Source organism: Comamonas sp. C11 (genome assembly GCF_024496285.1).
Lineage (GTDB): Bacteria > Pseudomonadota > Gammaproteobacteria > Burkholderiales > Burkholderiaceae_C > Comamonas > Comamonas testosteroni_F.
Window position 1 is genome coordinate 2,179,892 of sequence record NZ_CP101743.1, and the last position, 20,093, is coordinate 2,199,984.

Here is a 20,093-nt window from a genome sequence, read left to right on the forward strand (position 1 = left end):
TCACATGCGCTACGCAATGCACCGTTCTGGCGAAACCGCCATCTTCCAAATGCTGGAATGCCCTGAATCCATCGTCGCAGAGATCACGCCGCCTGGCGTGGTCTGTGTGCCTGTTGGCCTCGATGTCACAGACGCCACTCACCTGATCGTAGATGGCGTGCCCGTTCTGAAAACGGAGGTGGACGCACCAGTCAGCTGAACCATCCACGCTCCCTCAAAACGCTTGTCTCTATTTATTCCGAAGGATGAACAACATGACTGAAAACATTATCGGCATCCACGCTTCCCTGTTCGACGACGACTCGGGCGCGCCTATCACGCACTTTGTGATTGCCCAGTACACGATCCGCACGCTCAACTCGCCCGGCAGCCAAGCCGTGCTGCAGGGCTATGTGAGCCAGTCGGCGTTTCAAGCGGGCAAGCGCCCTCTGACCAGCCGCGTGATCGATGTGCCCCTGGTGCCGCCCGGTGGTGATGTGGTGCAGTGGTTGTATGAGCTGACGCCCACGGTCGAAGGGACCGACCTCTACGGCTCTGTGCCTGTGACTGCGAGCGCCTGATGGACTGGACGCCGCTGATTCACGCGCTGATCGCCATGCTGGCCCAGGCACTGGTCGGCCTGGTGCTGGGCAACTGGTGGTTGGGTGGCGCGCTGGCCTGTAGCTGGTGGCTGGCGCGCGAGCACACCCAGGCCGAATACCGATGGATTCGGGCATTTGCGGGCGGGCACCGCACGGGCATGCCCTGGTGGGGTGGGTTCGATCCGCGGGCCTGGAGTATGGGGAGCTTGCTGGATGCTGTTGTGCCTATGGGTGCATGCATAGCGGTGTTCTTGGCAGTCTCCTGATACCCCCTTGAATCTTGGGCAGGGCCGTCGTTTCATGTGCCCTGCCGGATTTGCTGGCGCTGGAGAACCAATGCGTGGATTGCTTGCTGTGGCCCTGGCCAAGCGTATCGGACTGCCCTTGACCGTTGATGTGGCGCGCGAGGTGGTGGCCGAGTGCCTACCGGATCTGTCCGTGGGCGCGGTGGCTGTGGAGCGGCGCGGCGACCTGGTGTTCCAGGCCGAGCAGCTGGGGCCGGATCCGGCCGCCGGCGAGCTGGCCGCCCAGCGCCTGCGGTTCCTCGAGGAAACCTTGCCCCATGGCGTGCCGGCCCATGTGCAGTGGGATGAGCTACGCCAGATTGAGCGCTCCGGACAGCTGCTGATTCTGACTGTGCGCCGCGATGGCCTGCTGTTGGGCAGCGTGTGGCTGAACCTGTATCAGGACCTGAATACGGGCGAACCGGTGGCCTGTGACGACATGCTGTTCATGGAGCAGGGCGCGCGCGGCGGAATGGTGGTAGTGCACCTGTGGCGCTATGCCGAGCGGGTGCTGGCTCAGCTGGGGCGCGTGCAGATGAGCTGCCATTCGCGCGAGGCCAACAATGCCGGCCGCCTGGCGCGGTTTGTGGGCGGACAGATCACCCACACGGGATTCTCGAAACGAATTGGCTGCGGCCAGGAGCGGGCGCAGCGCGCCGGAAAGGACTGAGCAATGGGAAAGAGCACCAAAGTAGACACCAGCGGGCAAAACGCGGCCGCGCTGATGCAGGCGCAGCTGTCCAAGGAGCAACTGGAATGGGCGAAGCAGATCTACGGCGAGACAGCCGATGAACGCGCCACGGCCACGGCGATTGCCGACCAGGTATCTCGCTCGCAGCTGGAAGCCCAGAACCTGCAGAACAAGGTGGCCCAGGCGGGCTATGAGGACTACACCAGCACCTACCGCCCGCTCGAGCAGAAGCTGGTAGCGGATGCCCAGGCCTATGACACTCCGGAGCGCCGCGCGGCCGAGGCTGCAGCCGCAAGCGCCGATGTGGAAACCAGTATCGCGGCCCAACGCGGCGCCACGATGCGTGCCATGGAGCGCTCGGGGGTGAACCCCGCCAGCGGCAAGGTGATGGCCATGGCCGGAGCTTTGGACATTGGCGCGGCCAAAGCCAAGGCCGGCGCGGCAAATGCCGCCATGAAGACTGTGGAGCAGCAGGGCTATGCCAGGCGCATGGACGCGGCAAACCTGGGGCGCAATATTGCAAGTGCTCAGGGCACAAGTGCCTCCATTGCTTCTCAACTGGGCTCAAATGCAGTAGGTAGCGCAGGGGCTGGGCTCAGTGCTGCCACAAGCGGGCAGGGGGTTTTGAATTCGGGATTCGCAGGCGCCCAGGCAGGGCTGGCTGGGGCTGCGAACACCTATAGCCAGATCAATCAGAACAAGATTGCAGCCAGTCAAGCTAGCGATGGCATCTGGGGAGCGTTTGGAAGTGCTGCAGGAAAGCTGGGCGCCGCAAAGATTTCAGCGACTGGCAGTCTGTTTTAGTCGCTCACTCAATGCAATCGAATACAAACTGATTGACTGTCGGCTTTCCTGATAGGCGTGCATGTAGCTTGTGCTTCTTGCATTCATTCTCAGCAAGGTCCTGAGCCTCCTGAACCAAGGCACTTCCACCACGGACGACGATAGTGCGCGGGCTGCTGCTGATGACTTGAGGTCCTGTGGCGCACCCCGACAGCACAATGCACGCAATACCGAATGCGGCAATCGGACAAGGTCTCATCTCTCTTATTCCTCCTATGTGAAGGAATGTAGCAGAGGGGGGCCTTGGGAGAGCAACAAGGACTGCGGCAAGCCTCTAGCAAAGCGCTAGGCTTCACTTCCCATACTGCTGCAGCATCTGTGCTTTTGCATTTTGTAATGCACTGCGCGATGCCGCAATATCGCCGACCTTGTCGACTAAACCTTGCTTAATTGCTTCCTGCGCAAAAAATCGGATTGATTTGTCAAATTGATCGTTGATCGGGCCGTTTAGGTCAATGCCTGCACGCTCTAGGTCGTGTATTGCGCTTTCAAGAGCTGTGTCGTACTCCTTCTTCATCAGATCTTCTTCACTGAGATTGTTCCGGGCTGGACTCAGCCAAGGCGGAATCTTCTCCCCCTTCAAGGTGTATCCCATTTGTTTCTCGCTGAGTGTGAAGCCAGTGGCCACCGAGCCAATGATTTTTCCATCAGCGGACATGCTTGCGGTCAATGCCCTATTTGGCCACTCACATTCAAATGCGAACGATTCGTCGTGCTCGCACTTGCCAGGAGATCCGTATCGTTTCTTGAAAGTGTCAAGCGTGACGGGCGCCGTATAAGTTAGCCTGACCCACTCAACAGTGAGTGCGTCATCGTCTTTCTGGGCCGCGATTTTCTTGTAGGCGCTGCTATCTTTTTCTTTCGCAAGCAATCTCTTCGCGGCAGGCCTCAGATCTGTAAAAGCTACACGAAGAGTGCCGCCCAACCCTACTCCTGAGATCTTGATGAATGCATCCTCTTCGGTCAGCCAAGCAGGCTTTAGCTTCTCGTATGTTGCGTTTGGGTACAGTCTCTTGATGTCGCCGAGCGTGGCGTGGTAGTTAATTCCCATGAGCACTTCTGCCTGTGTTGCCATGGTTGTAAGCATCAAAGTTGCAACCACTGTACCGATTGCAATAGTCCGAACAGCTCTCATTTCTCCCATTCCTCCCATGTAAAGGAATGTAGCAGAGGAGCAGCGGATGCCCGCCAGCCTATCAGTAGCCTTCAATCAAAGGCATTTCCGTCCCATCGACCGCAATCATCACGCCCGTGGTGTTGGAGTCGACCTCAATCGGGACGCCCCACATCTCATCGGGCTTGGCAAAAGCGTTGACGATGTTGAACTGACGCAGCGACGCGCGAGCGGATATCTTTAACTACATCGAAATGTTCTACAACTCGCAGCGCCGTCATTCGTCTGCAGCGGGGCTATGGCCCATCGATTTTGAACAGCGCTATTTCCAACGGCTCAAGAGTGTCTAGTCAAGCCGGGGCGATTCACATCTAAAGCTTTGCCCATAACCTGGTTGAGAAGGCTTTTGAAAATTACCAAGCAGAGGCTGCACAATTGAAATCAGTCAGGTAAAAATCGTCTGCAACCTTACGAATAAATTACTTTATCAATAGTATTTGATCAAAGAATATCTGTAAGAGAAATTTTATTTAACTCAAAGTTAAAATCCAAACAAAAATGAGAGTTCAGATGATACCTGTCAGCATCGCATATCTGACAGCTTGTGCTCTGGTTTTGACCTGCATTTTTCCATAAATGTTTTTTACATGTGTTGCCACAGTCAATGGGCTGATTTCCAAGTAGGACGCAATCTCTTGAGTGCTTTTTCCTTGAGCTATCAAATTCAATATATCTATTTCTCTTTCAGTCAGCGACTCGAATTTTCTGTGAGTGAAGATGTTTTCCCCATGCATAGCTGCATTGAATATTTTTGGAATGATTTTCTTCGCCACTCGGGGAGATATCGCAGCCCCACCATTGGCTACTTCCAGCACAGCCTGCAAATAGCTTCCAAACCATGAGTGCTTAACCAGATATCCAACAGCGCCTCGCTTAAGAGCATCCATAGCCGCATCGTCGTTTTCACTTGCGGAAATTGCAATGCATTGCACTTCAGGCCTTTTTAGTTGGATTGACTCCAGCAGCTCAACTCCTTGGCCTTCACCAATAGCTAGGTCGATGAGAAGCACATCGAACTCTTGTGAAAAGACGTTCTTGCGAGCTTCTTTGTAGCTGGAAGCCTGCCCTACCAGAAGAGTGCGCGGGTCACGCATGAGCTCCTGCGCGATCACGTTCCTGATGTGTCTGTCTTCATCGGCCAGAAAGACTCGCACAGGTTGGTTCTGCTGACCTTTCATGTCAGATGGCCACATACCACCGAAGGCAATAGATGCGCCTTCCGTTCTGCCGACGTCAGATCGCGAGCTCATAGATGCGTCGGATAGATACATGTTGCACCCCTGCAGGTAGATGGATTGGTTGGCAGTCCCGGGAAAATAAAATCTACCTTATTGAAAATCTACAAAAAACAAATAAAGAATATTTTGGTTTTATTTTTTACAAATTAAAACTCCAATATTTGGTATTAGCTTATGCAAATGAACAGAAATAGATGAAAACCCTTTGTTCTTGAAATAATCGATATAAAAAACAAAAAGAAATATAGATTACTTATTTTGACGCTGTAAGAATTTTTCCCTAGATGCTATATATTAAATAGCGTGACATGTACAAAATTCAAGGATGCGATAAGTTTTGTAGTAGATATTTTTCTTGAAGAAAATATTTACAAATAGGGTATTACTGTTTCTCATTCATTTTCTGAAACTGCCTCTACCGAAAGCCTGTTTTGGAAAGTAAATAAGCACTCCAAGACTTGATGACGGTTAACAGGAGCCTCTTGCAGATCTGCAATTGGTCTTTTGCTCACACACACTCTCTTTCACTTGTCTGAGAACTCGCTATTCAAAGGAACGATTATGAAAAAGTCTCTGATTGCCATGGCGGTTATTGCATTGGCTGGTGTTGCATCTGCTGCCGTTAGTGGCTCTAGCATCGCTGCAACAAACACGACGTCGAGCGCATCTTCAGCTACGGTGTCGGGTGCAGCCAGCTCGGGCAACGGTGCTGCGCTGAGCATGAATAGTGCAACCTCTGGTGCAACCTCCAACGCCAATGCTGCTGGTGGCGGCATTGCTGTAGGCCCTTACGGTGCTGGTGCTGCTGCGGTCAGTGGTGGCGCAACTACCTACGGTAACGTGAAGAGCCTTTCTGCAACTTCGGGCAACGCTGTTGCAGGTGGCGGTGCTGCGACCAACGCCAACGCAGGTTCTGCGGCCCTGGCTGGCTATAGTGCAGGCCCAGTCAGCGGCGGCGCAGCTGGTGCGGCCACTTCGCACACAGCCAACCAAGTTGCCACTGGCGCTGGCCCTGGTGGCGGACTGTCCTATGTGAACAGCAATGCAGGCACCACTTCCGGTTATGGCGCAACTTCGGCAGCTATCTCTGGACCTGGCGGCGCATGGACCAACACCGGATCGGGCGCAACTTCGGTGGGTACCGTCCATCAGAATGCCGGCTCCTGGGGTAACGCTGGCTACTTCTCCAACGGTGGCGGCACCTCCGGTACTGCTGGTGCAGGCTCTACTGCCAATGCCAACTAAGGCAGCTGTCCCAAGATAGTTGTGTTTGTCCCGGGCCTGGCTGCCTGGCCGGGCTCGGGCAACGTAGGAGCCAAGCATGAAATTCTCAATAGCTCTGTTAAGTCTTTGCGTTCCTTTGTGCAGTTATGCGCAAAGTGCCGACAGCAGCGCGCAAAGCTCCTCTAGCTCCTCTTCTGTGGGGGCGCAACAGAATCAGTCGGTCACCATTGTCAATCCGGTTGCTGCTCCGGCCGAAAGCCGCTCTGTAGCCACGATGGACAGCAGATCCACTTCAACGTCCGATCAAAAAATAACAACTAGCGGAACGACCACTCAGAACCTGAACAACACGGTATCCGGGACGTCCAAGAACATTGTGGAGTACACAGGCACTTACACCATGAAGAACGTTCCCAGCGTGAACGGCCCCAACCTCACGACCAGCAACGACACCTGCATGGGTAGCAGCAGCGGCAGTGCCAACGGCCCTGGCTTTGGCGTGAGCTTCGGCACAACCTGGACGGACGAGCATTGCAAACGCCTGAAAATGAGCCGTGAGCTCTGGAACAAGGGCATGAAGGCAGCCTCGCTGGCTATGGACTGCATGGATCCTGCCGCTCGCGTGGCACTGGAGATCACGGGTTCGAAATGCCCGCAATCCATGACCGCAGATGAGCGTCGGAAAAACTACGGGCCGGATGCTTCGGCACAGGGCAGCCCAACTCCTGCTGCTCCCTCAGAGGCTCAGTCGAGTTATGCACCGGAAATCACTCGCCCCACGGCTATCACCTCTGTGATGGATGACCCACGTACAGCACAGCTGTACGACAATTAGTGGGCGTGATTCCTATTCGAGGAGGCCGCTATGGGCAAGACTCTAGTTCTTTTAGCGATTGCACTATGTTGCGCTTCGTCTTTGGCTGCACCCGATTCCAGGGCCACCAATGAGCCGTTGAGCATTCAACGCCAGATCTTCGGAAGTGGCGAGCAAGGTGCAGCAGGCTCGCAGCAAGCAGAGCCAGTCGGTGACTATGGGGTATGGCATGTGCCGCAGTACCTGCCTGGTTACCCTACTGCAGCAACTATCTGGCCCCGCGCCATACCTGTGAAATGCAAGGACAGGCAATGCGAAGGCTATGTGATTACCCCGCAGATGGGGCCAGGTGAGTACCTGTTTTTCGTGCCTACAAGCGAATAGACTGGTCAAAGGCATAACAGGACGGCAGCACCCCATTGGTGCCGACGGCAACTCACCTAACAAGGGCGGCTTCGTGCCGCCCTTGTTGATTGCAGACTCACATCCCATGATGAGTCGTATGCACAAGCCAGTCCCCAGGCTGCTGGCTGACCAGCATGACAAGCGGAGCGTGATCTCAATCGAGATGCACGACATTGATCAGTGGCCGGCGGGGACCCAGAAAGAAGCATCTGAGCTGTTACGGTTTGCGCCGGTAAGCGTATTCGACGCGGCCCCAGCATAGGCCGGGTTCCTACCTGCCAGATGCTCTCGCTAGGTGCGTGCAAATGGCCCTGAATAAATGCCCCCGTGCAGCGCGCCGCTGGCGCAGCCTTTCCACAACTTGCTCACACTCGCGAATCGCCATAAAACTGTTCTCCGAATGCTCCCGAAAAGCTGCAGCAAGCGCTCGGCAGCGGTTGAGCTGGAATTAGGCGTTCTGGCGGCTTGTGGCGGCCTACTGTTGTTTACTGCACTAATAGGCGCTCGGAGTTGGTGTGGAAGGTTGGTCTTGTATGTAAGTTGTTGATTTTTATATTAAGTGTAAACCTTTACACGGAGTAGGTCGGCGGTTCGAGACCGTCAGGACCCACCACTAAAAAACTAAAGAAATCAAGGGCTTAGAGCGATCTAAGCCCTTTTTCTTTGCCCTCTCTACCAGCTCGAATAGCCGCCACAAGCCGCCTCTACCAACCGAAAATGACCAGCCTGAGCCCAGCTTGGTGCCGGCAGGAGAGCTCATGGCAACTTGAGAAAAGCTCGCGGTGGCGGGCCGAGGTTACATCGTTTCGGGCTTCTTACGCTCTCGCTCTCATGCCTGCTTTTAGAGTGTCTCTTGAGCTTTCTAGATCGGTGTCTCGCTCATCGGACAGGCATAGATAAGGTGAAATCAGAGCAAATGCCGATGAGAGTCTCAGGGTGTGAGTTTTGCAAAATTGGCTCCATTTCGCGTAACTGGTCGGGCTAGCATGCTTACGTGCTCGATGACAGGAGGCCAATCATGAAATCTCTATCTGCTATCGCGTTGCTGGTGGCCGCTGGCGCGCTGAGCGCCTGCGATGACAAAGCACCAAGGCCTGAACTGGAAACGCGGCCCCCGGCAATGGAGGGAATACAGCGACCACAGCCAGATCCTGGAGCTGCAGTGCCGAGGCCTGAGCCATCTCCTGCGAATCCAAATCCACGGCCTTAAAGACTGGGACTTGGATGGGACTGCTAGGAAGTCTGCTCATTTGGTTGTTTGTGCGGGCTCGCTTCGTTGTTGTTCCCGGTCACGATCAGCCAGAGGGTTGACGCTGTTGCCGGCCGTTCGCTTCCGGACCGTTTTTGTGGAAGACTGGTCTGCAGCCGGGCGATCGATGATGTAGCTCGGCGGGAAGTCCTGGGCGCTATAGCGCTCACGCATGCATGAGCATGCGCAGCAATGTCTATGGTTACCTCGCGCTCGCCCTTGGGCTGGATACGTTCAGCAGGTCTACAACTACCCACCCGTGGCTTCGCGCGGCACATCTCCCGAATGCCCGCGCGATAGTGGCGGGTCTTCGGGGGGCGGTGTTGGCATCGGGTGTGCCGATTGCGTCGGGGTCATGGTTGATCCCAGTGTCAATGGAGCGGCTGCTGGCATGCTCAATGCCTGTGCTGGCATCGCAGTCACAGGTCAGTCATCAGTTTGACAGGCAGTGCCCGCCCGAATTGAGATGTAAGCATGTGCTCCAGAAAACAAGCCCGCTTGGTGGCGGGCTGTTCAGCTTGAAAAGTTAGAGATTGCTGGTGCTGAAGATTCCAGTTCAGCGGTTTTGCTCATTGGCTTCATAGTGTTGGGTTGCTCCTACTTGTTGTGGGCTGGGCAGATGCGGTACCTTATAGATTGGGGCGACTGCGAGGGGGTAGCTGATTTGATTGCTGTGTTCCGAGAGGATCGGAATATCAACCAATTTGGCAGGACTCTTCACGCGACTCTCCCTGGCTAGGAGTTCGCCATGGAAACGATCGAACAGATGGCTGAAAGACACATCCGCGAGTCTGAAGCGGACTTGGTTCATATAGATGTGTTGATGAAGCGTGCACAGAAAATGAGTGCGAACGCTGCCGATCAAGTGGAAGCTGAGAGGCTTTTGGATCAGGCCATGAGGCAGCGCGCTAAGTTAGATATGCATCTTGCGGCCCTAAAGAGCAAGCAAGAGTCCGATTACAAGAAGCTGGCCGATGAGGGCAAGCGCTTTAAGGAGACGCTTGAAAAAATACGGTCGAATATTGAAGTGATGCTGGCTTCCTGGCTTTGAGCGCCAAGCAGTTGCGAAGATGGGCGACGCTCCGAGCGTTCCTGTGTGGAGCCGCAGTCGGCAAAGAAAATCTGTTGCGGGGTAAATCCTCCCGCACCTGTAGATCGCCCTGCCAGTCGATGGCGATGCACTAAATGATCATGTTCTTGAGCATTGCTCCCCAGAACGCCAAAAGCCCGCTCAGTGGCAGGCTGGGAAAGCTCCCGCTACAGGGTTTTCATAAAGCGCTGCGGCAGGTCATCTTGCAACTATGGGTCGAGGCTGGGATGAGTGCTCTCGATAGAGATATCTGGATAGCTTATTCCCGATACATGCACTTGATCACGTCCAGCATTTTTTGCCTGATAAAGAAGCTGATCGGCTTCTCTCAAGGCATGGTCCAGCTGGGATGGATCGGTGATTGATGCAATCCCAAAGCTCATGGTCAATTTTGTGCCAGAGAGAAGAAGGTCTTTATTCGAGCGGAGGTCTCGTCGGATGCGTTGAGCAATTTCTTCTGCATCTTGCAGTGCGATGTCGGTCAACAGAATCACAAACTCTTCACCACCGAACCTGGCGACGAGGTCGTGCTCTCTTGCATGGTTTTGCAGAGTCGCGGAGACAAGCTGCAGCACCTTGTCGCCACATTCGTGGCCCCAGATATCGTTGATTCGTTTGAAGTGGTCTATATCACAGGCCAGCACCGCCATGGGATAGAGCCTCATGTCGGTTAAAAGCTTCTGGGCATATTCATGGAAGGATCTGCGATTCAATGTCTGGGTCAAAGTATCAAGGTCACGTTCTTTCTGTAGTTTGCCAACAGTTTCTTTTGCAGCAATGGCGGTCATGACCAAGGTAAAGAGTATCGCGAAGTTCAATATGCTCACCAGTGTCAAGAGCCAATACGGCGATCTTGGAAATGACCGTGGATCCCGGTATCCCAGCAGCGAAATAATCATGGGTCGAGTAAGGGTGTAGGCTGTGAAAATGATGCTCAGCCAGAGCAGTGACTTGTCGAGCCAGTCAAATGAGTTTTTCCTTGAATAGACCTGGAGGACAGGTAGCAGCAAAACAAGACCTGAACCAACACTGAAGGAGTTCACTCGAGCCCAGACGTTGGGGCTGATCCGGCTGAAGTAATACAGCGCAGCTAACGTGATGCTGGCAATCAGTAGCGCTACAAGTGGCTGGGCCGATACACGCCATCTCTCTGCCCAACTTTTCGCAAGGCACCAAGCGCTCAGCAGGTAGAAACTGCCAATCAAGAGTGCGTAGCGAGTGAGCTCCTCCAGGGGCATCAAGGTTTGAGCTGCAAGAGGCAGTGCAGCGAGTGAATAGGCGCAAGATTGCCAAAGCAGAAAGCGCTGAGATCGTTGGGCGAGCCAGACAGCAACCAATATGACTGCCAGAACAAAGATCGCCAGAGGTGGCGTCAGAACCAAGAGGTCGTCATTCGCGAACATATGACCAGAGCCTCCTCGATCGAAGAGTGGTAGCGCCTGTTCCTTGAGCGCAAAGCGACAATCTGCTTTCACCGTACATGTGTTTCGCTATTGGTGCCGCAATTAATTACAGCGTGCGTCCTCCCTCATCTATGTCAGCCTGCTTCTTGTTTGGAGTGGTAAATCAGTCAAAATTTGTCAATGCCAAGATTTTTTCTGCGAATGAAAATCGTTCCAGGTTATTGATTCGCATTCGTCGCTGGCATGTAACTTCCGTGGGACTTCTGACTGTTATGCCGTAACCTTTTTAATCTTCCGGATCTGAATAGCCAGCCTGCCTTTATGGTCAGCTCCTTGTATTGCCGGGAGGCCTTTTGAAGGATGTACGGCTTGCTGTGTACTGCTGTGCGAAGCCATGAGGCTTCGTCGAAGGGCTTCGGTGGCTTGCCGCCTGCCTTCTGTGCCATCTGGGAAAGCCGTTCATGGGCCTGCCTTGCCCCATTCAGCTTCCCGGGTCGGATGCCGGTGACCCGCCAGCCTGTGTGAACAGGCGCAGGTTCCGCCTTGGATGCCAGGCGACGCTGGCGCTAGGTCTCCCCTCCTTGGGCGCGTATGTCACCACTGGCGAAGACCGTGGGCAGCAGATCCAGCTTAGGCTCATCCTTGAGATCGCGGAGCTCTTTCTTGCCATGCTTGCGGCGGTTGACCTTCTCGTTGACTTTGCGCTTGAGCACGCTGGCCGGCAGCACTTTGGTCTCGGTCATGAAGCGCACGGCCCATTGCGCAGCCAGCGGCAGGGCATCTTCCTGCACCTGCAGATTTTCTTGTCAGCTCTTGGCAATGCGGTAACTGATCATGCTCTTGAGCACCTGAGTTCCAGAAAAGCGAAACCCGTTGAGAAGCGGGTCGTGTTGTCGTTGAGGCGGGGGTAGGGGGAGCCGCGTGCCGTTGGAGGAGATCAGCAGGCCATGGGCGCGGCTTGGCAGCTCAAACACACGGAAGCGGCTATCAGGAATGCCCAGTGTGCGCTGCAACTCTTTGCAGTCATAGCTGTCCTAGGCGGGATGTGACGCTCTGCAGGCTCTCCAGGTGACAGGACTGGTCAGCCGAGCACCTTGCTTCACTGGGGATTCTGGTCATTGTTTCACTTTCAGGCATTGAACGGCTTTTTCATCCAGCGCTCGGTGTGCATGCCGGGGCACGTGAATTCATCGCTCAGCGTCTTGATGGGAAAGGTTGGCTCATCTGCTTGTGCGGGAGTGCTGGTCCGCCCATGCAGATGGCGGCGGTCAGGATCAATCCTGCAACGAGATTTTTCATGATTTCGCTCCGTAGCACCTGTCTATAAAGCGCAAGCAGCTATCTCGATTGAGTCGATCGCACTTACATCGGCCAGGCATCTGGTGTCTTGGCATTCACCACGGGAACGCCAATCAGGCAGAAGAAGTCAAAGAGGGTCAGCATCCACTGAAGCGCGATCAGCAGCTTTGTTCCAGGGACGGTGCTATCAGAAGCGCGAGGGCCAGGGTGCGGGTATGTGGCCATTTCACAGGTCCCCTTGGCAATCAGGCTCTGGAGCAGGGTGAGTGACTTTGCCAGTTGCTTGGCCTCATGGTGTGCGTCATGCAGGGCGTAGTGCTTTACGTCCACAAACTCGCCCACATCTTTTGCTGTGGGGTGAAGGTCGAGGATGGTTCGCATGTCGCGGTCAAAGAAGCATTCCCAGGGTAGTAGAGACTGCGAAGGATCATGTTGTAGAAGCCTGCTCTTCACATCGGGTGCTCGGGGGGGCGTCCTTGAGATGCCGACGACGAGGCCAAGGAGGACGCCGGATGGGATTGGATTAGGGCGTTCTGCGAGTAGCTTCCGTGGCCTGAACCAGGCGTCAAACAGTGAATGCCTCAGCAGTCGCGTGCGTGTGCGCCATCCTTGAATGTGGGTGCTCAGGAAAGTTGGAGACTTCTGCAAGTTGCTGATATTTCTGGAGATATGGACCTTTGCGCAGAGTGGCTAGGCGGTTCGAGACATTCAGCATCCGCCGCTACAGCGCAAAGAAGGCTTAGAGAGCTCCAAGCCTTCTTTGCGTTTTGGCGTTTATTGCTACTGGAGGTGACGGTTGTTCGGGGTATTTCTATGCAAGATGCCCTGGCTGGACAGCGGCAATGGAAAAGCTGGCAGTTAGAATGGACAGGATTAGCCTAACCCTGTTGGTGGAGGTTGGATGGCAGTTCTGTAGAGCATCAGTGCCCTGTAGAGGCCCGGTCGGTGGCGCAAGCGGGTCGCACGGCTTTCACCATTGTTAATGAGGCGAACGCAAGTTCGCCTTTATTTTTGCTGCCGCAGAAAGATTGACCATGTTCGAATCCATCCGCAAGCATTCCAAGTTCGTGATGATCTTGTTGTTCTTGCTGATCATTCCCTCTTTCATTTTTGTCGGAGTCAACCAGAACTATTTCACCGAGTCCAGCCAGACTGTGGCCCGCGTGGATGGGCATGACATCACCCAGCAGGACTGGGACAACGCTCACAGGGCTGAAAGCGACCGCCTGCGTGCGCAGAATCCGACCATGGATGCCAAGCTGCTCGACTCGCCAGAGGCGCGCTATGCCACGCTGGAGAAGCTGGTGCGTGATCGCGTGCTGGCAGCTGCTGCAGCCAAGATGCACCTGACAACGCCCGATGCACAGTTGGTGCGTACCTTGCGTGAAATCCCCGCGATTGCCTCCTTGCAAAAGCCCGATGGCTCGCTGGATGCAGAAGCCTACAAGGCTCTGGTCGGCTCGCAGGGCATGACTCCCGAAGGGTTTGAAGCCAATCTGCGTCGTGAACTGGCTCTCAATCAGGTACTGGGTTCCGTGTCTTCGACCAGCTTCACGACTGCCGCGCAGTTGCAGCAGGCCATGGACGCCCTGTATCAGCGCCGAGAAATTCAAGTTGCCCGGTTTGATGCCAGTGCCTTTGCAGGCAAGGTCCAACCCACGGAGGCCGAGCTCAAGGCTTTCTATGAAGCTCACACCAATCAGTTCAAACAGCCCGAGGCAGCAACGGTGGAATATGTCCAATTGGACCTGGCCGCTGTACAGCAAGGCATTGTTCTGAGCGAAGACGACCTGCGCACCTATTACAAGGAAAACGCCGCCCGTCTTGCCGGTCCCGAAGAGCGTCGTGCCAGTCACATCCTGATCAATGCGGCCAAGGATCTTCCGGCTGCAGAGCGTGAAAAAGCCAAGGCCAAGGCTGAGCAATTGCTGGCCCAGGTGCGCAAAGATCCCAGGAGCTTCGCCCAGGTAGCCAAGGCCAACTCGCAGGATCCCGGCTCTGCTGCCAATGGTGGTGATCTGGGTTACTTTGGCCGCGATGCCATGGTCAAGCCATTTGAAGAAGCCGTTTTCAAGATGAAGCAGGGCGACATCAGCGATGTGGTCGAGTCTGACTTTGGCTTTCACATCATCGAGCTGACCGGCATCAAGCAGCCCAAGGTGCCCTCGTTCGAGGAAATGCGCCCCAAGCTGGAAGCAGACCTCAAGCAGCAACAGGCCCAGCGCAAGTTTGCAGAGGCGGCCGAAGCCTTCTCCAACGCCGTTTACGAGCAGTCCGAAAGCCTCAAGCCTGTGGCCGAGAAGTTCAAGCTGAGCGTTCACAAGGCCGAGAACGTGACACGTGAGCCAGCCCCTGGTGCGCAAGGTCCTCTGGCCAACAAGCGTTTCCTTGAGGCACTGTTCTCCGCAGATTCTCTGGAGAACAAGCGCAATACTGATGCTGTGGAGCTGGCTCCCAGCAACCTGGTGGCTGGTCGTGTGCTGAGCTATGCTCCTGCGCATACTCAGTCCATGGATGAAGTGGGTGAGAAGCTCAAGCAGCTATATGTGACGCATCAGTCCGCAGAACTGGCCAAGCAGGAGGGCAAGGCCAAGATGGCCGAATGGAAGGCCAAGCCTGAAGCGGCTCAGCTGCCTGCGGCGGTCGAGGTAGGGCGCGATCAAGCCAGGGATCTGCCGCGTGAAGTGCTGGATGCGGCATTGCGCGCCCCCACGAATGCCCTGCCTGCATGGGAGGGTGTCGACCTTGGCAATGCAGGTTACGCGGTGATCAAGGTCAACCGCATTGCCCCGCGTCCTGCGCAAGATGCTCAGGTCCTGGAGCAGCAAAAAGCGCAGTTCACTCAGTGGTCTTCCATGGCTGAAGTCATGGCCTACTATGAGCAGTTGAAGAAGACTTTCAAGGTCCAGATCAAGGTTCCGCGTCCTCAGTAAGGCATTTAAATCAGGCGCGAGTTTATTTGCGGTCTGATTTATGCATTACAATAGATGCTTCTACGGTGGCTGTAGCTCAGTTGGTAGAGTCCAGGATTGTGATTCCTGTTGTCGTGGGTTCGAGTCCCATCAGCCACCCCAGAATTTTGAAAACGCTCTGCAGCGCAGAGCGTTTTTATTTGATGAGAGGTGTTTGCCTTGAATCGTTGCTAGTTCAGTGTTTATTGCTCTCAATTTTGATTTGATAGCTCAAATTCTGAAGTACAATAGAGACTTCTACGGTGGCTGTAGCTCAGTTGGTAGAGTCCAGGATTGTGATTCCTGTTGTCGTGGGTTCGAGTCCCATCAGCCACCCCAGTTTATAAAATGCCTCACAGGTTTTCTTGTGAGGCATTTTTGTTTTTGAAGCCCTACTTCCTTGCCAAACAGGCCCCTAGGCGCTGAAAGCCTCGTGAAGGCGGTTGGGCTTGTCCATTGCGCTACCTGCGTGTTATTGGCGCTGCACACCTTCAATTGCAGCCAGGGCAGAGTTGCGGCCGTCCCGCCAGCAGACGATGTGCAGCATCACTGCGGCAGGCGCAAGCGGTATCACTGGCTCGGCAGTTGCGGGGGACAAGCGCGGCGCCGTGCCGGCCATCCTTTCCTGTCGGCAGCATGGTGTCGGCCCTGGCGGCAAGGTGCTTCTGACGCTCAAGCTTCATTCCTGGGTTCGTATCGCAGCCATCCTGGTCCTGGATGTTGGGGGGGGCTGTTGTGCTTCGCCAAAGTCGGGTTCATATGAAGCTGCAGAAACAAAAAATCAGTTCAAGGCCGACGGGGTGTGGGCAGGAGCTTCACTTGCTTACACATCGAATACCTGTAAGCGATTGAATAACCTAGACTTATTGCTATGAAAAAGTTACTTGGAGTCTCGGCATTCGCGTTGTTCTTGTCTGGCTGCTACGCACATCACGGACATGGTGATGGGCACCGTCACCATGATGGGTTCTACGGGCATTCGCACGGTCACAAGCATCATGGTCATCGGTCAGGTGGTCATGGCGGGGGGGCATAAGCACCACGGCGGACGTGGGCACGGTCGACGCTAGGCCTGAAACACAAAAAAGCCACCTTTGAGGTGGCTTGGTTTATCTGGAGACTGTTTAGAAAGCGTCAGCGCTGTACTCGCCTTCGGGAGGGTTCTGGGACAGCATCCGCAGAACTTCTTCGGGAGAGCGCGGGTCAGGCATTGGCGTCATGATCTCTTGAATCGTCGCTTTGAGTTCAGGATAGGCGGCGTACAGGTAGGTCATGGCTACTCCTTGAAGGGTGGATTGAAGCTGATGTGTCCCTTTTTAACGTTTGACTGTGTCAGTTCGTTGACAGGAATGCAAGCCGTGAGGTGTGCCTGCAGATTTTCAAGCGGGCATTGCTCGGTCCTGCCGTTCGGTCGTTAGGCTGTCTGCCCGGGCAGGAAAAGGCTGCGCGTGCAGGGACTCGGATCGCATCGCCAGGGGGGGCTGAGGTCTGTATACGTCCAATCCGGGTCAGCGGCTCAGTGTATCGCTGCTGCGGAGGGCAGGCCGCAAACGTGATGGCGCAGTCGAGAAGCTCTGGCCTGTGCTCCGGTTGAGAGCCGTGCTTGTGATTGCACAACGGTGTTTGGCTGTGCTGCTGCGGTTGCCGACTTGATTGGCTTGATCGTGGAAAAAAGGCTTGGCTAATAGGAGAGGGCCGCTGGCTAGCTAAAACGCTGCAAGCCCTCGCTTGTCAGCGCCCCACGATGAAGAGGCGGTGCAGCGATTCGCCGCACCATGGGATGAATGATAATTGCAATTGAGAATCGTTTGCAAATAACCTTGCGATTCTCAAGACTATAGAAAGAAAGGGTCACTGCCTGGAGGCATGAAACTCAATTGCTCCACGAGTTACCGGATAGATACGGGCGAAGCCATGGGGCGCAAAGCAGGTTGAAGGTGCCGCTTGGAAGAAGGCTGGTGGTCTGAATGAAGCGCTCCAAGAGGCGGCTGAAAATAAGCAACACGAGTTCTAGTGGGCAGAGTCCGCTAGGCCAGCCAGCTGGCTTTTGTGTTGTTTCCTGGCGGGGATCATTACTGAATATCTATTCATGCTGTAAATTTATACATATATGCTACAATGCAGCCGTCGGGGAAATTATGCTGGCGCCTAGGAATGGTGGTTGGCCCCCGACGCGGAATATCGCGAGGTGGAGCAGTCTGGTAGCTCGTCGGGCTCATAACCCGAAGGTCGTTGGTTCAAATCCGGCCCTCGCAACCAATAAAGCCCTGGCCGGAAACGGTCAGGGCTTTTTGCCATCTTTCTGTCATATTTCGAGAGCAAGATACGCATCGCTAGGTTCAGGTTGTAGCACTGAAAGATGGCTTAACCCCTGGCTCCAATTCCCAAGCCCTGGCTGTAGCAGTCAGGGCTTTTTCTTTTGCCTTCTGTCAGCCGAGAGTTGGTTGTTGCGGTCAGGGCTTTGCCTCATCGACTTTTCTTGTTCCCTTGAGCCAGCCAAGGCTGCGCCCGAGTGGCATGCAGCACGGATGACGAGGGCTGCTTCATAGCTCGTGGAGAGCTCTTGCATGTGTCACCTTGGGCCGAAGGTGTGGAAGCTGGAGTTGCGGGGGCCGCCGGTTTTCTGCCATGAGGGCGCAAAGCATCAATGTTCCGTGCTGGCCTCAAAGGGGGTTGAGCGATTCTTGGTCGGTCAAGCCACAAATAAATATGATGGCGCGTATAAGCAACCGTGAGGCTGCGAAGTGTAGACAGACAAAAGGGGTTAGATCTTTCGATCTAACCCCTTGTCATTTGGTCGGAGCGGCGGGATTCGAACTCGCGACCCTCTGCTCCCAAAGCAGATGCGCTACCAGGCTGCGCTACGCTCCGAAGCCTCTATTCTAACTACAAAAAATTGCGCATCTTTTGAAAGTGGCGAATTTTTGATGATGAGGCGCTATTTATTTTGAACGAGGTGTCGTGGGGGCCGGGCCACGGTTGGCCAAGTGGCGGAAGGTGATACGGCCCTTGGTAAGGTCGTAGGGCGACATTTCCAAAGACACTTTGTCGCCGGCCAGAATGCGGATGTGGTGCTTGCGCATCTTGCCGCCGGTATAGGCAATCAGTTGGTGACCGTTGTCCAGCGTGACGCGAAAACGCGAGTCAGGCAGGACTTCCGTCACGGAGCCTTGCATTTCAATCAGTTCTTCCTTGGCCATTTGTTCAATCTCTCAGAAAAGGTCAGTTGCGGCGCTTGCTCGTCATCACCACGGAAAAGGCCTGAGCAGTACAAGTGCTCAGGCCTCAATGTGGCAAGGGCGCTGCGCTGTTTGCGCAGACCGAACAAAAGGCCGATATCCAATCAAGCCATGCTGTGAAACAGCATTCAGCTAAACATTGGAATTGTAGCGTCTCGCCTTCGCTTATGCCCTCATAAAGGGGTAAAGCGTCGCAGCGATGAGACGGGTGCATGGCTCTTTGTCATGACGCTTGCATCATTGAGATATCGTGCCTGGGCGGTGGCCTGGATGGGGTAAAACGCCTGTAGCCCTCAAAGATAGCCGCCGCTGTCGTGGTCTTGGCTAGAATCCTGTTCGACAGCTCTATAACTTTGATAGCAAAAATCCATTGTGTCTGATCGACTTGCCGTACTTTCCCAATATTTCTTGCCCAAGCAGGCGCTGACCGCGCTGATGGGAAAACTTGCGCAAGCCGAGGCCGGCGGATTGACGACGGCGGTCATTCGCCGCTTTATCCAGCGCTACCGGGTGAACATGGCCGAGGCCGCCAATCCCGATCCTGCCGCCTACAAGACCTTCAATGCCTTTTTCACGCGTGCGCTCAAGGACGGTGTTCGCCCTCTGGCGCAGGCCGACTGGATTTGCCCTGTAGATGGTGCGATCAGCCAGTTCGGCAGAATCGAAGGCGAGCAGATATTTCAGGCCAAGGGGCATCAATACAGTGCGACCGCCCTGGTGGGGGGCGATGCGGCTCTGGCCCGTCAGTTCGATAACGGCAGCTTTGCCACGATCTATCTGAGCCCGCGCGACTATCACCGCATTCATATGCCTTGTGCCGGCAAGCTGCGCAGCATGATCTATGTACCAGGGGATCTATTCTCGGTGAACCCGGCTACTGCACGTGGCGTACCCGGCTTGTTCGCGCGCAACGAGCGCGTGGTCTGCGTGTTCGATAGCGATCATGGGCCATTCGTGCTAGTGCTGGTGGGGGCGACGATCGTGGGCAGCATGGCAACGGTGTGGCACGGCCTGGTCAACCCGCCGCGCCCAGGCCATATCAAGACCTGGAATTACGATGGTGCCGAAGCGGTGATGCTGGCTAGAGGCGAAGAGATGGGTCGCTTCCAGCTCGGCTCCACAGTGGTCATGCTGTTTCCACAAGCGGCAGGCCTGCAGTTCAATCCGCAGTGGCAGCCAGCCGCGCCGGTGCAGCTGGGTCAGGTCATGGGCAATGCACAGGTCAAACTGGGCTGATAGCCGGAGGATTCCATAGAAAAAGCCGCTGATGCCATGAGCTCGGCGGCTTTCTTGTTTTGAGGGATCAAAGAAACCAGGTCAGTGGTTCAGGCCGGCGTTCGGTGGTGAACACCGTGGGTGCAAGACTCAGGCGATCGGGTTTTACCGGGTCGTCTTGACCTCGGAGGTAGACCATCAGTTCGCGTCTGCGCAAGATGACATGGCTGACGATTTCGCGTCGGCCATTCTGAGTGACCTCGGTGCCGGGGCGAAACAACGGCATATGAAACAGGCCACTGCGTGTGGTGGGCGGCGATGCCGCAACTTCATTGGAGGCGAGCTGCATGGGCTTTCCGTAGTAGTGGTGACTGCTTATCGGCAGCGAATCAT

The 20,093-nt window shown here is 55.1% G+C and carries 18 protein-coding genes, 4 tRNA genes and 2 pseudogenes; 15 read left to right on the plus strand and 9 right to left on the minus strand.

Going from position 1 to position 20,093, the window contains the following annotated elements:
• Positions 1 to 4: 4 nt before the first annotated feature.
• From NOX35_RS10025 to NOX35_RS10045, 5 genes are all read left to right on the plus strand, one after another.
• On the plus strand, positions 5 to 199 hold the full coding sequence (locus NOX35_RS10025) for a hypothetical protein (protein ID WP_256496534.1): 195 nt from the start codon (positions 5 to 7) through the stop codon (positions 197 to 199).
• Positions 200 to 254: 55 nt separating this feature from the next.
• Positions 255 to 560 (plus strand): hypothetical protein, encoded by a 306-nt coding sequence (locus NOX35_RS10030; protein ID WP_256496535.1) that lies wholly within the window; start codon positions 255 to 257, stop codon positions 558 to 560.
• Positions 560 to 847, plus strand: a complete 288-nt coding sequence (locus tag NOX35_RS10035; RefSeq protein ID WP_256496536.1) for a hypothetical protein — start codon at positions 560 to 562, stop codon at positions 845 to 847. Before NOX35_RS10030 ends, NOX35_RS10035 begins: the two co-directional genes overlap by 1 nt.
• 70 nt (positions 848 to 917) lie before the next feature.
• On the plus strand, positions 918 to 1,535 hold the full coding sequence (locus NOX35_RS10040; RefSeq protein WP_012837629.1) for a GCN5 family acetyltransferase: 618 nt from the start codon (positions 918 to 920) through the stop codon (positions 1,533 to 1,535).
• A gap of 3 nt (positions 1,536 to 1,538) precedes the next feature.
• Positions 1,539 to 2,360, plus strand: a complete 822-nt coding sequence (locus tag NOX35_RS10045) for a hypothetical protein (protein ID WP_256496537.1) — start codon at positions 1,539 to 1,541, stop codon at positions 2,358 to 2,360.
• A gap of 331 nt (positions 2,361 to 2,691) precedes the next feature.
• Here NOX35_RS10045 and NOX35_RS10050 read toward each other — a convergent pair whose 3' ends face one another.
• On the minus strand, positions 2,692 to 3,609 hold the full coding sequence (locus NOX35_RS10050) for a hypothetical protein (protein ID WP_256496538.1): 918 nt from the start codon (positions 3,607 to 3,609) through the stop codon (positions 2,692 to 2,694).
• A 119-nt stretch (positions 3,610 to 3,728) separates the two neighbouring features.
• Here NOX35_RS10050 and NOX35_RS10055 point away from each other — a divergent pair.
• A pseudogene (locus tag NOX35_RS10055) lies at positions 3,729 to 3,863 on the plus strand (IS3 family transposase); the annotation flags it as partial.
• A gap of 216 nt (positions 3,864 to 4,079) precedes the next feature.
• Here NOX35_RS10055 and NOX35_RS10060 read toward each other — a convergent pair.
• The gene (locus NOX35_RS10060) at positions 4,080 to 4,844 is read right to left on the minus strand and encodes a LuxR C-terminal-related transcriptional regulator (RefSeq protein ID WP_371878528.1); all 765 of its coding nucleotides are present in this window, start codon (positions 4,842 to 4,844) and stop codon (positions 4,080 to 4,082) included.
• A 528-nt stretch (positions 4,845 to 5,372) separates the two neighbouring features.
• Here NOX35_RS10060 and NOX35_RS10065 point away from each other — a divergent pair.
• The 4 genes from NOX35_RS10065 (at position 5,373) to NOX35_RS10080 (ending at position 9,554) form a co-directional block, all read left to right on the plus strand.
• The gene (locus tag NOX35_RS10065) at positions 5,373 to 6,056 is read left to right on the plus strand and encodes a hypothetical protein (RefSeq protein ID WP_256496539.1); all 684 of its coding nucleotides are present in this window, start codon (positions 5,373 to 5,375) and stop codon (positions 6,054 to 6,056) included.
• 379 nt (positions 6,057 to 6,435) lie between these two features.
• Positions 6,436 to 6,870, plus strand: a complete 435-nt coding sequence (locus NOX35_RS10070) for a hypothetical protein (protein WP_256496540.1) — start codon at positions 6,436 to 6,438, stop codon at positions 6,868 to 6,870.
• A gap of 30 nt (positions 6,871 to 6,900) precedes the next feature.
• A complete protein-coding gene (locus NOX35_RS10075) occupies positions 6,901 to 7,233 on the plus strand; it encodes a hypothetical protein (protein WP_256496541.1) in 333 nt (110 codons plus the stop codon).
• Positions 7,234 to 9,251: 2,018 nt separating this feature from the next.
• Positions 9,252 to 9,554, plus strand: coding sequence for a hypothetical protein (locus NOX35_RS10080; protein WP_256496542.1), 303 nt, complete (start codon positions 9,252 to 9,254; stop codon positions 9,552 to 9,554).
• A gap of 248 nt (positions 9,555 to 9,802) precedes the next feature.
• Here the strand turns inward: NOX35_RS10080 and NOX35_RS10085 are convergent, their stop codons facing one another.
• From NOX35_RS10085 to NOX35_RS10100, 3 genes and pseudogenes are all read right to left on the minus strand, one after another.
• A complete protein-coding gene (locus NOX35_RS10085) occupies positions 9,803 to 10,996 on the minus strand; it encodes a diguanylate cyclase (protein WP_256496543.1) in 1,194 nt (397 codons plus the stop codon).
• A 605-nt stretch (positions 10,997 to 11,601) separates the two neighbouring features.
• Positions 11,602 to 11,793, minus strand: a pseudogene (gene rdgC, locus NOX35_RS10090) (recombination-associated protein RdgC); the annotation flags it as partial.
• Between the two features lie 565 nt (positions 11,794 to 12,358).
• Positions 12,359 to 12,676: a hypothetical protein gene (locus NOX35_RS10100; RefSeq protein WP_182287337.1), complete on the minus strand. Its 318-nt coding sequence runs from the start codon at positions 12,674 to 12,676 to the stop codon at positions 12,359 to 12,361.
• A 653-nt stretch (positions 12,677 to 13,329) separates the two neighbouring features.
• Here NOX35_RS10100 and NOX35_RS10105 point away from each other — a divergent pair.
• From NOX35_RS10105 to NOX35_RS10115, 3 genes are all read left to right on the plus strand, one after another.
• Positions 13,330 to 15,228 (plus strand): SurA N-terminal domain-containing protein, encoded by a 1,899-nt coding sequence (locus NOX35_RS10105; protein ID WP_256496544.1) that lies wholly within the window; start codon positions 13,330 to 13,332, stop codon positions 15,226 to 15,228.
• A 65-nt stretch (positions 15,229 to 15,293) separates the two neighbouring features.
• Positions 15,294 to 15,369, plus strand: a tRNA-His gene (locus NOX35_RS10110).
• Positions 15,370 to 15,509: 140 nt separating this feature from the next.
• Positions 15,510 to 15,585: transfer RNA gene (locus NOX35_RS10115), tRNA-His, on the plus strand.
• A 785-nt stretch (positions 15,586 to 16,370) separates the two neighbouring features.
• Here NOX35_RS10115 and NOX35_RS10120 read toward each other — a convergent pair.
• Entirely contained in the window at positions 16,371 to 16,520 is a 150-nt protein-coding gene (locus NOX35_RS10120; protein ID WP_182286543.1) for a hypothetical protein, read from the minus strand.
• 908 nt (positions 16,521 to 17,428) lie between these two features.
• Here NOX35_RS10120 and NOX35_RS10125 point away from each other — a divergent pair.
• A tRNA-Met gene (locus tag NOX35_RS10125) sits at positions 17,429 to 17,505 on the plus strand.
• A 535-nt stretch (positions 17,506 to 18,040) separates the two neighbouring features.
• Here the strand turns inward: NOX35_RS10125 and NOX35_RS10130 are convergent.
• Positions 18,041 to 18,117: transfer RNA gene (locus NOX35_RS10130), tRNA-Pro, on the minus strand.
• Between the two features lie 71 nt (positions 18,118 to 18,188).
• Positions 18,189 to 18,446, minus strand: a complete 258-nt coding sequence (gene infA, locus NOX35_RS10135) for a translation initiation factor IF-1 (protein WP_003056533.1) — start codon at positions 18,444 to 18,446, stop codon at positions 18,189 to 18,191.
• Positions 18,447 to 18,857: 411 nt separating this feature from the next.
• On the opposite strand from infA, the gene asd reads away from it, so the two are divergent.
• Positions 18,858 to 19,721, plus strand: coding sequence for an archaetidylserine decarboxylase (gene asd / locus NOX35_RS10140; RefSeq protein WP_256496545.1), 864 nt, complete (start codon positions 18,858 to 18,860; stop codon positions 19,719 to 19,721).
• Between the two features lie 67 nt (positions 19,722 to 19,788).
• Here asd and NOX35_RS10145 read toward each other — a convergent pair whose 3' ends face one another.
• Positions 19,789 to 20,049, minus strand: a complete 261-nt coding sequence (locus NOX35_RS10145; RefSeq protein WP_182286562.1) for a hypothetical protein — start codon at positions 20,047 to 20,049, stop codon at positions 19,789 to 19,791.
• Between the last annotated feature and the right edge of the window lie 44 nt (positions 20,050 to 20,093).